Genomic DNA, 14,057 nt, shown 5'->3' on the forward strand with positions numbered 1-14,057 from the left:
ACTACATGCTGCTTTCTTCTACCTTTCGGCTAGCCAGGCACCTGCACTGGTGCCTGCTACTGCTATGCGCCGCGCTCCAGGCTACTCCTGCCCGGGCTCAAAATGTGCCCGTCAAGCAGTGGGATGTTACCCTCGGCGGAACCGGCGACGACCACCTTTTCATCCTGCGGCCCACGCCTGATGGCGGCTATATTATGGGGGGCATCACCACGTCGGGGCTCTCTGGCGATAAAACCGAGCCCAGCCGGGGCCTACGGGATTACTGGGTGGTAAAAATCGACGCTCAGGGCACAAAGCAATGGGACAAAACGTTCGGCGGCAGCTCCTATGATGAGCTGTATGACATCGTGCCCACCCGCGACGGCGGCTATCTGCTGGGCGGCTCCTCCTCCTCGGGGATTTCGGGCGATAAGTCTGAGCCCAGCAAAGGCTATGACGACTATTGGGTGATAAAAATTGATGCACTGGGCACCAAGCAGTGGGACCGTACCATTGGGGGTGTTACCACCGATTATTTATACAACGTACTCCAAACTGCCGATGGCGGCTACCTGCTGGGCGGCAACTCCTACTCGGGCGTGGGAGCCGATAAAACCGGGCCCAGCCGTGGAGGGGGCGATTTTTGGGTAGTAAAGCTCAATGCGCAGGGGCAAAAGGTATGGGACAAAACCTACGGCGGCAGCGGCAGTGATTACAACGGCTTTAAAAATATGTCGCTGACCCAAGATGGCGGCTTCCTGATTGGTGGCTTCAGCGACTCGGGGGTTTCGGGCGAAAAGACGCAGCCGTGCTGGGGCGGGTCGGATGGCGATTATTGGGTACTCAAGCTCGACTCGCTGGGCACCCAACAGTGGGACCGCACGGTGGGCGGCACCTTATCCGAACGCCTTGCCACCGTTAGCCAGACCGCCGATGGCGGGTATTTGCTGGCGGGGTCGTCGGCGTCGGGCATCTCCGGCAATAAGACCGAACCTAATCGCGGGCCGCTAAACCCCACGGGCTACACCGGTTTCGACTATTGGGTGGTGAAGCTCGATGCCGCCGGAGTCCAGCAATGGGACCGCACCTTTGGCACCTCCAGTGGCGAATACCTGGCCGATGCCAAGCAAACCATCGACGGCGGGTACATTCTGGCTGGTGGCGCTATCTCGGGTACGGGCGGCGACAAAACGGCCCCCGGCCATGGCCTGGAAGATGGCTGGCTGTACCCTACCCTACTATTTTTAGTAATTGATTTTTAGCAAGTTGCCTCGTAATCCAGTTCAGTAGCGTTTCAACCAAGCGGGCCAATGGGTCCTCGGGCAGGGTCAGCGGGCGGGCGAGTTGGCGGAGCAGATTGAGGCCGTGGCGGCTCAGGCTGGCGGCCCGGTAGCCGTGGTTTTTGCGGGCAATGGGCTGGCGGCCGCCGTGGGCGGCCGCGCCCACGCCCAGACAAAACGCGTAGGCCAGGCTGACCAGGGCCACGAGCTTGCGCAGCTTTTGGAAACAGCGCAAGTGGGTGGCTTCCAGGTTAAAGCCCCGCCCTTTCAGATTTTGAAAGCATTGCTCAATCGTCCAGCGCTTGGCATAGAGTTGCTCGAGGTGGTTCAGGCCGGCCGTGGCAAACAGGAAGACAAACGCGTCCGCCGCCACGGCCTCGACCCAGACCTGCCCCCAAACCCCGTCGACCTGCACGTGAGCGAAGCGGCGCACCTGCCCCGGCACCAGGCCCAGGTCGGCCACGGCCTGCCGCCGGCCGTCGGCGTGGGTCAGGCAGTGGTGCTTGGGCAGGCGCATGACAAAATTAAGCCCGTTGTCTTTGAGCCACTTGAACCACGCATGGCCGACAAATTCCCGGTCGCCCACGACCAGGCCGATGCGGTCTTTGCCCAGCAAGGCCACGCATTTTTCGAGCACGGCGATGCGGTCGGCGGCGTTGGAGTTGCCGCTGCGGTTGTCGAGCAGGTGCCAATAAAGGGGCACGTGGACCTCGCCCGTGCCGACGGTGACGAGCAGGATGTTCACCTGGCACTGGCCGAAGTCCCACTCCGTGCGGTCGAGGCATAAGCGCAGCTTGCCTTGCGCAGGCAACAAACTCAGTAAAAGCTTGGCCACCAGTACGTAATTGAGGTCTACTTCGCGGAAAAAGTCCTGAATGCGCGTTTCGTTCGAGGCGGGCTTGGCCGCGTCATTGAGGTGCTGGGCCACCTCGCCGAATTGCACGTTGCGGCTCTTTATCAGGCCAAGAATGAACTGGCCCACAAACTTTTGGCGGGACAAGTGGCCCACAAACGGGGCCTGTTGCAAAAGCGTCGTAATTTTAGCAGCGAAGTGTTGCTTCACGGGGCAGAACGGGTTTTTGGTGGTGTCGTAACCCCAAAGGTCGGGCTGCCCCGTTTTTGTACCTGAAAAATAGTAGGGTAGAGTACCTCACCCCCTAACCCCCTCTCCAAAAAAGAGGGGGCACCGGTTATGCTCGTTTCTCTATTTTAGGACTTACGCACTTCAAAAGCTATGTAACCTGAAAATCAACGACTTGCATTCAAGACGTATATTTGTTATATTGCTGTTTTTCAGTTGGTTAGTGTTTCAACTGCGTAAGTCCTATATTTGTTATTAATGTTAATGCGGGAAAAATGCTCATATGCACAAACAGACGATTTGCAACAATGCGTCTTGGGATGCTTTTCGGCCACTGCTGAATCTCGCGCATCAATCTAACGCATTATTCCGCACAAGCTTTATTATCTAACCCGTTTAACATTCTCATTTTCTGAAATTCGATTGAAAACAGTACCCTCCCCGAACCGGTGCCCCCTCTTTTTTGGAGAGGGGGTCAGGGGGTGAGGTTGCCGTTGAACGAAGCTATTTCACTTTCATGCAGCGCCACCAGATTCTCCAGCAGCGTCTCCAGTAGCTTACGCCCCTTCCACACCGATTTCATTTTGGCGCGAATCTGCGCTGCCGTCTGCACGAACTCCTGTTCCTCGGCGTGCTCGTGGCCTTCAAACGCCATCAGTTTCTCCACCATCGGCACCGTCATTTCGGGGTGAAACTGTAGGCCAATGACGCCATCGCCCCACACAAAGCCCTGCGTAGCCGTCGCCGCCGACATGCCTACCCGAATAGCCCCCGGCGGCACCGTAAACGTATCGACATGCCAGTGCAGCACGGCCGCTTTCTCGGGCCAGCCGCGCAGCAACGGGTGCTCCAAGGATTTCGCCGAAAACCGCACCGCCCAGAAACCGACTTCCGGTGCATGGTTGGGCCGCACCTCCCCGCCCAGCGCCTCGGCTACTAGCTGCGCGCCCAGGCAAATGGCAAGTGTAATCTTACCCGCCCGCAGCGCTTCGCGGATAAAGGCCTTTTCCGCCCGCATCCAAGGCAGGTTTTCCTCGTCGTGCACGCTCATGGCTCCACCCAGAATCAGCAGGCCATCGAAGTCAGCCAAGGCCGGAAATTCCGGATTTGGCTCGAATAGCTTGGTGTAGGTAAGCGTATGGCCGTGCGCCGCCAGCCAGTCGGCCGCGTGGCCGGGGCCTTCATCGGGCAGGTGTTGCAGGCAGTGGAAGCGCATGGTTACGGTAAATTAGAAATGTAAAAAAGAACGTCATGCTGAGCGTAGCCGAAGCATCTCGCGTGTGGTAGTAAACCCTTTCGATTGGATTACCATGGCACGCGAGATGCTTCGGCTACGCTCAGCATGACGTTTTATTATTCATCGAGCAATTATGCTCTACTCCCACTCGATAGTAGCCGGTGGCTTGCTCGAAATATCATAAACCACGCGGTTAATCCCCCGCACCTGATTGATAATCTTGTTGCTCACCTCCGCCAGGAAATCATAGGGCAAATGTGCCCAGTCGGCGGTCATGCCGTCCACACTGGTTACGGCGCGCAGGGCTACCACCCGCTCGTAGGTGCGCTCGTCGCCCATCACGCCCACGCTTTGCACGGGCAGCAGCATCGCGCCCGCCTGCCACACGTGCTCGTAGAGGCCGTGCTGTTTCAGGAGGTTGATGAACACGCCGTCGGCGCGTTGGAGCAGGTCCACTTTCTCGGGCGTAACATCGCCGAGAATGCGGATGCCCAGGCCGGGACCGGGGAAGGGGTGGCGGTTGAGAATATCGGCGGGCAGTTCCAGGGCAGCGCCTACTTCGCGCACCTCATCCTTGAAGAGCATGCGCAGCGGCTCCACAATTTTGAGGTTCATCTTCTCCGGCAGGCCGCCCACGTTGTGGTGGCTCTTGATGGTAACAGACGAACCGTGCACCGACACCGACTCAATTACATCGGGATAAATAGTACCCTGGGCCAGCCAGCGGGCCCCTTCCACCTTCTGCGCCTCGCGGTCGAATACCTCAATGAAGGTGCGGCCAATGGCCTTGCGCTTGCCCTCGGGGTCGCTGATGCCGGCCAGGGCGGCGTAGAATTCGGGGGCGGCGTTCACGCCGGTCACGTTCAGGCCGAGGCCTTCGTAAGCTTTGAGCACCGTGGCAAACTCGTCCTGCCGCAGCAGGCCATTATCCACGAAAATGCCGTGCAGGCGCGGGCCGATGGCGCGGTGCAGCAGCAGGGCCGCCACGCTACTGTCCACGCCGCCGGAGAGGCCGAGAATCACCTGGTCGTCGGGGCCAATGGTGTTGCGCAGGGCCTCCACAGCCGAGTCCACGAAGTGGTCGGGCGTCCAGCTCTGGGCGCACTGGCAGATGTTCACCACGAAGTTGTGCAGCAACTGCTTGCCCTCGGTAGAGTGCGTCACCTCGGGGTGAAACTGGATGCCATAGGTTTCCTGGCCTTCAATTTTGAAGGCGGCCACCGCCACTTCCGGCGTGCTGGCAATGATGTCGTAGCCCATCGGCAGGCGCTGAATGGTGTCGCCGTGCGACATCCAGACCTGCGACTCAAGATGCATCTCAGCCAGCAGCGGCGAAGCCAGGTTCAGCGAGGATAGCCGGGCACGGCCGTATTCGCGGATGGTGGCCGGCGTAACCTCGCCCCCCCCCTGCTGGGCCAGCAGCTGCGCGCCGTAGCACACGCCCAGCACCGGCACCCGGCCCAGCAGGTGGGTCAGGTCGGGGTTGGGAGCATCCGCGTCGCGCACCGAGCAGGGCGAGCCGGAAAGAATAACGCCCCGAATATCGTCGCTGAGAACGAGTTTCGAGGCGTGGGTATAAGGGTGAATTTCGCAGAAAACGTGTAATTCGCGAATGCGCCGGGCTATCAATTGCGTGTACTGCGAGCCGAAATCAAGGATGATAAGTCGTTCCATGGTGCAAAGCTAACCACGGATTAGCACGGATTTAAGCGGATTCCACGGATTTCAGGGACGGCATGGGCAGAAGGGACTTGTCCGTGAAAATTTGCTGGCTGCTCAGTGCAATCATAATCAACCACCTATCCTCCAATTAACAATGGCCTACCCACAAAATGCGTGAAATCCGCTTAAATCCGTGCTAATCCGTGGTCTGTGCATTACCTTTGCATCGGCAAGTCAGAACGACCAGCTCCCGCTGAACTCCCCCAGGACCGGAAGGTAGCAAGGGTAAGTGGTTGTAGCGGTGCGATTTTGGCTTGCTTTTTTTTGCCCTTTCCGGTCGGCCCCGATGCTGCTTCATTCCGCTTTTAGCGTGTAAATGAGTAGCTTTGGGGCCGATTCTTTTTTATTAGCTGTTAGCTGATAGCCGTTAGCTGTCAGTTACTTTTCTGGTGGCCTTTTCGGCTAACAGCTAATAGCTAACTGCTAATAGCTAACAAATGAAATTCTTCATCGACACCGCCAATCTGGCCGAAATCCGCGAAGCCGTGGAGCTGGGCGTCCTCGACGGCGTGACCACCAATCCTTCGCTAATGGCCAAGGAAGGCATCCGCGGCATCGACAACGTGATGGCCCACTACCGCCAGATTTGCGAGCTGGTAGACGGCGACGTGTCGGCCGAAGTCATTTCCACCGACTTCGACGGCATGGTGCGCGAGGGCGAGGAGCTGGCCGAGCTCCACCCCAATATTGTGGTGAAAGTGCCGATGATTAAGGACGGTGTGAAAGCCATCAAATACTTCGCCGACAAAGGCATCAAAACCAACTGCACCCTTATTTTCACCGCCGGCCAGGCCCTGCTGGCCGCTAAAGCGGGCGCCACCTACGTCTCCCCTTTCGTGGGCCGCCTGGATGATATCGGCCACGACGGCTTGCAGCTGGTAGAGCAGATTGTGCAGATTTTCAGCAACTATGGCTACCCTACGGAAGTGCTGGCCGCCTCGGTGCGCCACGTACCGCACCTCATTCAGTGTGCCGAAATTGGGGCTGATGTGGTGACCTGCCCGCTCAACGTTATTATGGCGCTGCTAAACCACCCCCTTACCGACAAGGGCCTGGCCACGTTCCTGGCCGACCACAAACGCGTTAATTCGTAATTGAGTTATGAGTTGAATGTCAGGAGTTATGAGTTCGTTGTCAGCTTGCTAATGCGCTCATAATCCCAACTCATAACTCCTAACTTTTAACTCATAACTCATAACTCGAAGAATGTACATCATCAAAGTAAAAGGCAAGGCTAAAATTCCCGACTATATCCAGCTGCGGGATGAGGCCTTTGTGCTCATTGCCTATTTCCGAGCCGACCGGCCGCTGAAAGACCTGCACCGTTACGGCCTCGAAGGCAAGGAAACAGAGCTGGCGGCGGTGATTTCAGGACTGGAATTCGGCAAATTGCGGCCATTGAATTTGTAACGGTATGACCGAAAACGTTATTGAGCTGCACGATGCCACGATAATGCAGGAGCAGCAGGCCGTGTTGCAGGGCGTGAGCTTTGCGCTGGAGAAAGGCGCATTTGCCTACCTCGTGGGCCGCACCGGCGCGGGCAAATCGTCGCTGCTGAAAACCCTGTATGCCGACCTGCCGCTGCAAAGCGGCATGGGCACCGTGGCGGGGTTTTCGCTGCCCAGGCTGCCGGCCAGCAAGGTGCCTTATCTGCGCCGCAAGCTGGGCATCGTATTTCAGGATTTCCAACTGCTGAGCGACCGCACGGTGGCCGAAAACCTGATGTTCGTGCTCAACGCGACGGGCTGGAAAGGCAAGTCGCAGAAGCAACAGCGCATTTCCGACGTGCTGGTGCGCGTGGGCCTGAGCAGCGCGGCCAACCGCATGCCGCACCGCCTTTCGGGTGGCGAGCAGCAGCGCGTGGTTATTGCCCGCGCCATGCTCAACGAGCCGGTTTTACTGCTGGCCGATGAGCCCACCGGCAACCTCGACCCAGACGTTTCGGCCAGCATCATGCAGCTGTTTGGCGAAATAAATAACGCGGGCACATCTATTTTGATGGCGACGCACAATTTTCAGTTAATTGAGCAATATCCGCACCGCGTACTGACGTGTAAGGACGGCGAATTACTGGATTCAGCCCGCCGTTTTAGCTGATAAACTTCATATATCAGGCCGCAATATTTCCGAAATGGCAGTAGCCGGTTTATCCGTTTTAATTCCGGTTTATAATTGCGCCGTTGGGGAGTTAATTCATTCGTTGCTCGCGCAGGTTTCCGACTGGCCCGGCGCGGTGGAAATCCGGCTGCTGGACGATTTCTCCACTGATGCCTACCGCCAGTCGAACCGGCCGTTGAACGATTTGCCCGGCGTACACTACCGCGAATTGCCGCGCAACGTGGGCCGCGCCAAAATCCGAAATCAGCTGGCAACCGCCGCGCAACACGAGTGGCTGCTGCTGCTGGACAACGACAGCCTGCTACCCGACCCGAAATTTCTAGCCCGCTACGCCGCCGCCCGGCACCAGGCGGCGGTGCTCATTGGCGGCACCTGCTATGAGGCTGCTCCGCCCGCCGAGGCCGCCTTGTACTTGCGCTGGCTTTATGGCCAGGCCCGCGAAGCTCGGCCGGCCGCCGTGCGCCAAGCGGCCCCTTACGGGCAGTTAACCATCAATAATATGCTGATTCGAGCGGATATTTTCCATCGGTTTCCGCTCGATGAGCGCCTGACCGGCTATGGCCACGAGGACACCAAATTCGGCGAAGTGCTGGCCGCAACGCAAGTGCCCGTGCTGCATCTCGATAATCCGGTGATTCATGCCGGGCTGGAGCCAGCGGCCATTTTCCTGCAAAAAAGCGAGCAGGCAGTGTGCAACCTGGCGCGGGTGTACCGCGAAGACGGCCTGGGAACTGATTCGCGGCTGCTGCAAACGGCGCTGCGGCTGCGCCGGCTGGGGCTGGCGCCGGCGGCGCGCGTGGCACTGCGGGCAGTGGCACCCGCCTTGCGGCGGCAGCTCCTCTCCGCCACGCCCGGCCTGCGGCATTTCGATTTACTGAAGCTGCACTGGCTATTGCAGCAGCTGGCGTAACGCCAAGCAGTGGCCGGCAGTGGCACAAAAAAACCGGCTTTCGGCACGAGGCCAAAAACCGGTTTTGCTATTCGTTACGGATAACGGATTACTTCTTATCGTCTTTGCCGTCAAATACGTCTTTCACGGCGCCGCCTACTTTTTTACCGGCTTTGGCAGCACCCTGGCCGATGTCTTTGCCTACTTCGGCTGCCCCGTGGCCCACGTCCTTACCGGCTTGCTTCACATCAGAAGCGGTATTGCTGATGGCCTGGCCGGCGCGGCTACGCTCATCGGCAGTTTCGTCGCTCACTTCGTCGGCTTTGCCGGCTACGGCATCAGCCCCCTGGTTAGCGCGAATTTTCGTTTTATCCCAGGATTTGAAGGCAGAATATTTCAGCTTTTCCTTTTGAATCTCGGCCAGGTCATTCACAGAAATGTTGCCTTTCACCTTGTCGTAGGCCTCATCCATTGCCCGCCATTCGGCGTTGATGTTGCGCCAGTCGTTGATGTCGTATTTCTCCTGGTTGCTCTTCACGTTCTGCACGAATTTTTCATAAGTAGTGCGAGCGTTGGCAGCCGTTAGCTGGGCGGCGGGGCTGGTGGGCTTGTAGTACTGGCCCATGTCGCCCACCTTCATACGATTGTCCCAGGCGCTGGTGCGCTGGTCCAGGGCCGTGGTGTAGCGGGTGTTGAGCTTATCAATTTCCTGCCGGCGGTTGTCGTCGTATTTGTCGACATTTTTGTCGGTAGCAGCTTTTTTGGTGTCGTAATCGGCCTTCATCTCGGTGGTTTCCCGGTCGTAGTCGGCCTGCATTTCGTCGCCCACAGCATCTGCTTTGGCCTCCGTATTATCTACGAAGGTGGCCATGTCGTTGTAGGCCTGGTCGCTTTCGGCCGAAACTTCTTGCTTATCGGCTTGCGAACAGCCGGTATTGGCTACCGCCACGCCACCCATCAGCAAGACAAAGCCCAGGGTACGGAGGAAAGATTGGTTGTTGTTCATAGCAAATTGCGTTGGTGAAGAATCAGCGCGACGGCATTCAACTGGCTGCCGCCTGGGGTAGCTTAACGCAAGCATCCGGCCACAGGTTATCCCTGAATAGTATTGTCCAGCAATTCATTACCGATTTTCAGCATATGCTAAATGCCGCAAAACCCTGGCAAAGACGGCACAAAACCGATTTTACCCTCACCTGAAATTCATTTTATAATTGTCCTTTATTTGCTCTCGCCCGGTGGTCGTCGGCTCATCGGTTTTCATCGGCTTGCCTGTAAATTATGCTGCCCGGAAGTCGTCGCCGGTTTGCTGAACCCGGCCGCCCCGAACCGGCTTCTATCTTTGGGGCCGCTCCTGCTCCTTATTATCCGTGTCCATACTCCCGGCCCCGCCCTCCCCCATTCAATTGCTCGATTTGGCTGCTGAGCACGCGGCGCTGCAACCATCACTCAGCGAGGCAGTTGCGGAGGTAATGACTTCGGCGGCCTTCATTCAGGGGCCGGCCGTGGGGCAGTTCGCAGCCGAGCTGGGCGAATACCTGGGCGGCGCGCACATCACCCCCTGCGCCAACGGCACCGACGCCCTCACCCTGGCCCTCATGAGCCTGCGCCTGCCGGCCGGAGCCGAAATCATCATCCCCGCCTTCACCTACGTGGCCACGCTGGAAGCCGCCGCCCTGCTGGGCCTGAAGCCAGTGCTGGTTGATGCACTCCCCGACACGTTCAACATCGACCCGGCCGCCGTGGATGCAGCCCTTACGCCGCGTACCGGCGCCATCGTAGCCGTGCATTTGTTTGGGCAATGTGCCGATTTGGAAGCACTACGGGCAATTTCTACCCGCCACGGCATTCCGCTAATTGAGGATAACGCCCAGGCGCTGGGCGCCTCATTCACCTTTGCAAATGGCGAAACAGCCTACGCCGGCACCGTAGGCGAAGTGGGCACCACGTCGTTTTTTCCCTCCAAAAACCTCGGCTGCCTCGGCGATGGCGGCGCGCTGATAACGCACGACGCGGCCCGTGCAGCCCTGCTCCACCAGCTGGCCAACCACGGCCAGAGCCGCAAATACCACCACCAGCACATCGGCCTCAACTCCCGCCTCGATACCCTGCAAGCCGCCCTGCTGCGGGTGAAGCTGCGGCAACTGCCCGCCAACACGGCAGCCCGCCAAACCGTGGCCGCCCGCTACGATGCCGCGCTGGCCACTGTGCCCGGCATAAACATTCCGGCCCGCGATGCGCGCAGCAGCCACGTTTTTCATCAGTACACCATTCAGGTAGCGGAAACCGGCCGGCGCGATGAGCTGCAAAACCACCTGCACCGCTGCGGCGTGCCCACCATGATTTACTACCCGCTGCCGGTGCACGCGCAGCCGGCCTATGCCTACCTGGGCTACCAGGCGGGGCAGTTTCCGGTGGCCGAACGGCTGTGCGGGGCAGTGTTGTCGCTGCCCATTCATCCGCTGCTGACGGCGGAACAGGTGGATTATGTGGTGCAATATGTCGGCGAGTTCTTCAAGTAATAATTATTTCGCACAGCGGCTTGAAAGAGGGAAAGAAGGTCCACCGAGTGTTTTCCCTCTTGCTTTGCTGACCTCCTTTCCCTCTTTCAAACCGCTGTGCGAGCATTTTCTACCATGCAAATTTCTACGTCGCCTTCCGTTCGTTTCGCCATCTGCGGCGTGGGCCACATTGGTCGCCGCCATGCCGCGCTGGTTTCGCGCCACGAGGGTGCCGTGCTGGCGGCCCTGATTGACACACGCGCCGACCTCCAACCCGGCCTCGCAGCTGAGTTTCCGGGCGTACCGTTCTTCGCATCGCTCGAAGCATACCTGCAAACCGGGCCGGCGGCCGACGTCCTCACCGTAGCCACGCCCAACGGCCTGCACGCCCCGCAGGCGGTGGCCGGCCTGCGCCACGGCCTGCACGTCGTCATCGAAAAGCCCATTGCGCTGCATAAGGCCGATGCCGAAACCATCGTGCACACGGCGCTGCAAACCGGGCGACTGGTATTTGGGGTGATGCAGAACCGCTACTCGCCCCCGGCCGCCTGGCTGAAACAGGTGTACGACGAGGGCCGGCTGGGCCAGGTGTTTCTGGTGCAGCTGAACTGCTTCTGGAACCGCGATGCCCGTTACTATAAGGCCGACGGCTGGAAGGGCACCCAGGCGCTCGACGGCGGCACATTATTCACCCAGTTCAGTCATTTTGTCGATTTGCTGTATTGGGTGTTTGGCGACATCACCAATATTTCGGCCCGATTCCGGGATTTCACCCACGCCGGTCTTACGGAATTTGAGGACAGCGGCCTCGTGACCTTCGACCTGTTGCGCGGCGGAAGCGGCACCCTCAGCTATAGCACCGCCGTGTGGGACCGCAACCTCGAAAGCTCCCTCACCGTGGTGGCCGAGCGCGGCAGCCTGCGCATCGCGGGCCAGTACATGGACAAGGTGGAGTACTGCCACCTCGAAAAATACGAGATGCCCCCGCTGCCCCCCACCAACGCCGCCAACGACTACGGCCCCTTCCAGGGCTCGGCCGCCAACCATGTGCAGGTCATCGAAAACGTGGTGGATACCGTGCAGCGCCGCAGCTTCGCCACGACCAATGCGCTGGAAGGGCTGAAAGTGGTGGAGATAATTGAGCGGATTTACGCGTTGCGGTAGTAGCTAACCGGGTGTAATTCAAAACTACGCGCTGCCACCGCCAAGCAGAAGTTCGGACTGGTGTCATCGGCCCTTAGTGGAGCCCAGAGGCAAGGGCCGATGACTCATGAAAAGGGCAGCGCGTAGTTTTGAATTACACCCCATTCACTCGCTGCACAAAATTCGTCTTCCCCGACCCATTTGCCCCGATAATAATATTCAGTCCCGGCTTGAATTCCAACTTTGCATCCCGAACAGAGCGAAAATCCTTGATGTGGGCGCGCTGCAAATAATAGGGCTGCTCCGAAACGGCAGGGACTTCGGGGGTGGGAGCTTTGGTTTTCTTCGCCATAGGAGTAAGGGAATTCGGAGAGGAAACAAATATAGGGACCGCCGGGGCGGGCATGGCCCCGCCAAAAAGCGCCGGCACCTCCCGGCCCCGGCGCTACTTAGGTAGCAAAAGTTTCAACTCAGCTACTTCTTCGCATCCGCGTAGTTCTTGATGGCGTAGGCGACTCCGATGGTGAGGCCCTGCGAATACTGCACGCCGTGGTCCTGGTCGTAGTCGTAGAGGGCGATGCCGTTGAGGGCGACGTTTACGTACTTGCCCACTTTGGCGGTGAGGCTGACGTCGAGACGGTGGTCGATTTCCTGAAAGTTGAGGTGTTCGTAGTTGGCGAAGAGGACGTAGCGGGCCTTTAGGTTGACGTTGGGGCTGATGTTCTTGTCGAATTCGGCCAGCACCTGCGCGGCTAGTACCTCGAAGCGGGTGCTGTGGCCGGGATTGACGCCATAGGGCTTATCGCCGAGGGCCGCCGTGAAGCGCTCGACCCGGTTTACCACCGTGAGGCGCGGGGCGAAGGGCGAGAGGCGCAGGTGGAAATAAGTAGCGGGGTGGTATTCAAACCCATAGGCGGCCGTAATGAAGGCTGGCGCAAAGGAATCGGAGGTGAGCTGGGCGCGGTCGTTGCCGGCGGCATCGGTATCGTATTTATAGCCGGGGGCAAATTGCGAGAGCAGGTTCAGCGATAGGAACATATCCCAGCGCTCGGTAAGGGCACGGCCGTATTTGGTATCGAGGTAGAGGCGGTCCTGGCCCTTGCGGTAGCCCAGGCCCCGGGTTTGGGAAAAAGCGAAGAGGAAATCGGCTTCGTTATCAAAGCTGTGCAGGCCGCTTTTGCGGTTGGCCCTGGCATTGAAGGAAGCGTTGAAGCCAATGGTATTGACGCCGCCGCCGCGCCAGTTGGTGCTAAGCAGAGCTTCGTTGAGGCCAAGCCCGGTTTTGATGGATTTGTGCCAGAGCGGGTCGGGTGTGGCCGGCGGGGCGGGGTCGGGGATAACGGCGGGCGTGGTCTGCGCCAGAGCGGGAGCGGCGGCCAGGGCCAGGGCAGCTAATACGAGGTAGAAACGTTGTTTCATGACAAGGCAACGATGGTTTGAGACGGCAAATAACGGCGCTACGGCAGGCTCACGCGCGAGCAAACCGCAAGCTCAACATTACTCAAAATCCGCTATTTGTCTATCTTCCTGATATGAAATCAAGCAGCCATCGTACCATGTATATCGGAGATTCAATGTTTCACCCTTTAGCTGAAGCGCATGAGTTTGTACCAACTTGTTTATCAGAGCCAGTCACTGGTGCCCTTTGAAACCCCGGAGCTTACCGCGCTGCTCACCCAGTGCCGCCTCAAAAACCAGCGCGAAGGCATCACCGGACTCCTGCTGTACACGCCCGATGGGCGGTTTCTGCAAGTGCTGGAGGGCACGCCCGCAGCCGTGCGGCAACTCTACTACCAGTGCATTGCGGTCGACCCACGCCATTTCAGCTGCCGCGTGCTGAGTGAAGGCCCCCTGCCAGCACCGCGACTTTGGCGAGTGGCGCATGGGCTTCCGCGTGGCGCAGCCACAGCACTTGCGCACGCTGCTGGGCTACGTAGCCCCCGACTCGCCCGCCCTGTTGGGACCCCGGCCACACACCCGCCCCGAGATGCTGGCCCTGCTGCACGATTTTGTGGCGCAGTGCCAGGCAGCACCCTGGCAGGAACACCCCCTCATATAGCCCGGCCGGCTACCGGCCGGCGTTTGTGCTACTCGCCGGGCTGGTAT

14 protein-coding genes, 1 other RNA gene and 1 pseudogene are annotated in these 14,057 nt (G+C 59.0%); 10 read left to right on the plus strand and 6 right to left on the minus strand.

Annotated features, from left to right (window positions below; all coding sequences use genetic code 11):
- Positions 1-5: 5 nt before the first annotated feature.
- Positions 6-1,241, plus strand: coding sequence for a hypothetical protein (locus tag KQ659_RS12600; RefSeq protein ID WP_216688486.1), 1,236 nt, complete (start codon positions 6-8; stop codon positions 1,239-1,241).
- Here KQ659_RS12600 and KQ659_RS12605 read toward each other — a convergent pair.
- The 3 genes from KQ659_RS12605 to guaA form a co-directional block, all read right to left on the minus strand.
- Positions 1,210-2,322 (minus strand): IS4 family transposase, encoded by a 1,113-nt coding sequence (locus KQ659_RS12605; RefSeq protein ID WP_216688485.1) that lies wholly within the window; start codon positions 2,320-2,322, stop codon positions 1,210-1,212. The genes KQ659_RS12600 and KQ659_RS12605 overlap by 32 nt on opposite strands.
- 493 nt (positions 2,323-2,815) lie before the next feature.
- Positions 2,816-3,556, minus strand: coding sequence for a type 1 glutamine amidotransferase (locus tag KQ659_RS12610; RefSeq protein WP_216688484.1), 741 nt, complete (start codon positions 3,554-3,556; stop codon positions 2,816-2,818).
- Positions 3,557-3,715: 159 nt separating this feature from the next.
- A complete protein-coding gene (gene guaA / locus KQ659_RS12615) occupies positions 3,716-5,251 on the minus strand; it encodes a glutamine-hydrolyzing GMP synthase (protein WP_168675496.1) in 1,536 nt (511 codons plus the stop codon).
- A gap of 214 nt (positions 5,252-5,465) precedes the next feature.
- Between guaA and ffs the strand changes: the two genes are divergently transcribed.
- The 5 genes from ffs to KQ659_RS12640 all read left to right on the plus strand — a co-directional run bounded on the left by ffs (position 5,466) and on the right by KQ659_RS12640 (position 8,328).
- An RNA gene (gene ffs / locus KQ659_RS12620) (signal recognition particle sRNA small type) lies at positions 5,466-5,563 on the plus strand.
- Positions 5,564-5,736: 173 nt separating this feature from the next.
- A complete protein-coding gene (fsa, locus tag KQ659_RS12625; RefSeq protein WP_168675500.1) occupies positions 5,737-6,393 on the plus strand; it encodes a fructose-6-phosphate aldolase in 657 nt (218 codons plus the stop codon).
- A gap of 112 nt (positions 6,394-6,505) precedes the next feature.
- A complete protein-coding gene (locus tag KQ659_RS12630; RefSeq protein WP_168675501.1) occupies positions 6,506-6,709 on the plus strand; it encodes a fructose-6-phosphate aldolase in 204 nt (67 codons plus the stop codon).
- 4 nt (positions 6,710-6,713) lie between these two features.
- The gene (locus KQ659_RS12635) at positions 6,714-7,397 is read left to right on the plus strand and encodes a cell division ATP-binding protein FtsE (RefSeq protein ID WP_216688483.1); all 684 of its coding nucleotides are present in this window, start codon (positions 6,714-6,716) and stop codon (positions 7,395-7,397) included.
- 34 nt (positions 7,398-7,431) lie between these two features.
- Positions 7,432-8,328, plus strand: coding sequence for a glycosyltransferase family 2 protein (locus KQ659_RS12640; protein ID WP_216688482.1), 897 nt, complete (start codon positions 7,432-7,434; stop codon positions 8,326-8,328).
- Positions 8,329-8,416: 88 nt separating this feature from the next.
- On the opposite strand, the gene KQ659_RS12645 is transcribed toward KQ659_RS12640, so the two are convergent.
- Positions 8,417-9,313, minus strand: a complete 897-nt coding sequence (locus KQ659_RS12645; protein WP_216688481.1) for a DUF6565 domain-containing protein — start codon at positions 9,311-9,313, stop codon at positions 8,417-8,419.
- A gap of 364 nt (positions 9,314-9,677) precedes the next feature.
- Between KQ659_RS12645 and KQ659_RS12650 the strand changes: the two genes are divergently transcribed.
- Together KQ659_RS12650 and KQ659_RS12655 are read left to right on the plus strand one after the other, a co-directional pair.
- Positions 9,678-10,829: a DegT/DnrJ/EryC1/StrS family aminotransferase gene (locus KQ659_RS12650; protein ID WP_226915532.1), complete on the plus strand. Its 1,152-nt coding sequence runs from the start codon at positions 9,678-9,680 to the stop codon at positions 10,827-10,829.
- A 114-nt stretch (positions 10,830-10,943) separates the two neighbouring features.
- Positions 10,944-11,972 (plus strand): Gfo/Idh/MocA family protein, encoded by a 1,029-nt coding sequence (locus KQ659_RS12655; protein ID WP_216688480.1) that lies wholly within the window; start codon positions 10,944-10,946, stop codon positions 11,970-11,972.
- A gap of 133 nt (positions 11,973-12,105) precedes the next feature.
- Here the strand turns inward: KQ659_RS12655 and KQ659_RS12660 are convergent, their stop codons facing one another.
- Positions 12,106-12,303, minus strand: coding sequence for an AAA family ATPase (locus KQ659_RS12660; protein WP_216688479.1), 198 nt, complete (start codon positions 12,301-12,303; stop codon positions 12,106-12,108).
- Between the two features lie 122 nt (positions 12,304-12,425).
- Positions 12,426-13,370, minus strand: a complete 945-nt coding sequence (locus tag KQ659_RS12665) for a DUF3078 domain-containing protein (protein ID WP_216688478.1) — start codon at positions 13,368-13,370, stop codon at positions 12,426-12,428.
- A gap of 180 nt (positions 13,371-13,550) precedes the next feature.
- Between KQ659_RS12665 and KQ659_RS22125 the strand changes: the two are divergent.
- Positions 13,551-13,748, plus strand: a pseudogene (locus KQ659_RS22125) (BLUF domain-containing protein); the annotation flags it as partial.
- A gap of 43 nt (positions 13,749-13,791) precedes the next feature.
- Positions 13,792-14,010, plus strand: coding sequence for a hypothetical protein (locus tag KQ659_RS12675; RefSeq protein WP_216690828.1), 219 nt, complete (start codon positions 13,792-13,794; stop codon positions 14,008-14,010).
- Positions 14,011-14,057 lie beyond the last annotated feature (47 nt).

The organism is Hymenobacter siberiensis (assembly GCF_018967865.2).
Taxonomy (GTDB): domain Bacteria; phylum Bacteroidota; class Bacteroidia; order Cytophagales; family Hymenobacteraceae; genus Hymenobacter; species Hymenobacter siberiensis.

What these genes read in the sequence shown, in the direction of transcription:
- KQ659_RS12600 (WP_216688486.1), top strand. Translation starts at nt 6, where the DNA reads ATGCTGCTTTCTTCTACCTTTCGGCTAGCCAGGCACCTGCACTGGTGC.
- KQ659_RS12610 (WP_216688484.1), bottom strand. Translation starts at nt 3,556, where the DNA reads ATGCGCTTCCACTGCCTGCAACACCTGCCCGATGAAGGCCCCGGCCAC.
- guaA (WP_168675496.1), bottom strand. Translation starts at nt 5,251, where the DNA reads ATGGAACGACTTATCATCCTTGATTTCGGCTCGCAGTACACGCAATTG.
- fsa (WP_168675500.1), top strand. Translation starts at nt 5,737, where the DNA reads ATGAAATTCTTCATCGACACCGCCAATCTGGCCGAAATCCGCGAAGCC.
- KQ659_RS12630 (WP_168675501.1), top strand. Translation starts at nt 6,506, where the DNA reads ATGTACATCATCAAAGTAAAAGGCAAGGCTAAAATTCCCGACTATATC.
- KQ659_RS12635 (WP_216688483.1), top strand. Translation starts at nt 6,714, where the DNA reads ATGACCGAAAACGTTATTGAGCTGCACGATGCCACGATAATGCAGGAG.
- KQ659_RS12640 (WP_216688482.1), top strand. Translation starts at nt 7,432, where the DNA reads ATGGCAGTAGCCGGTTTATCCGTTTTAATTCCGGTTTATAATTGCGCC.
- KQ659_RS12645 (WP_216688481.1), bottom strand. Translation starts at nt 9,313, where the DNA reads ATGAACAACAACCAATCTTTCCTCCGTACCCTGGGCTTTGTCTTGCTG.
- KQ659_RS12655 (WP_216688480.1), top strand. Translation starts at nt 10,944, where the DNA reads ATGCAAATTTCTACGTCGCCTTCCGTTCGTTTCGCCATCTGCGGCGTG.
- KQ659_RS12660 (WP_216688479.1), bottom strand. Translation starts at nt 12,303, where the DNA reads ATGGCGAAGAAAACCAAAGCTCCCACCCCCGAAGTCCCTGCCGTTTCG.
- KQ659_RS12665 (WP_216688478.1), bottom strand. Translation starts at nt 13,370, where the DNA reads ATGAAACAACGTTTCTACCTCGTATTAGCTGCCCTGGCCCTGGCCGCC.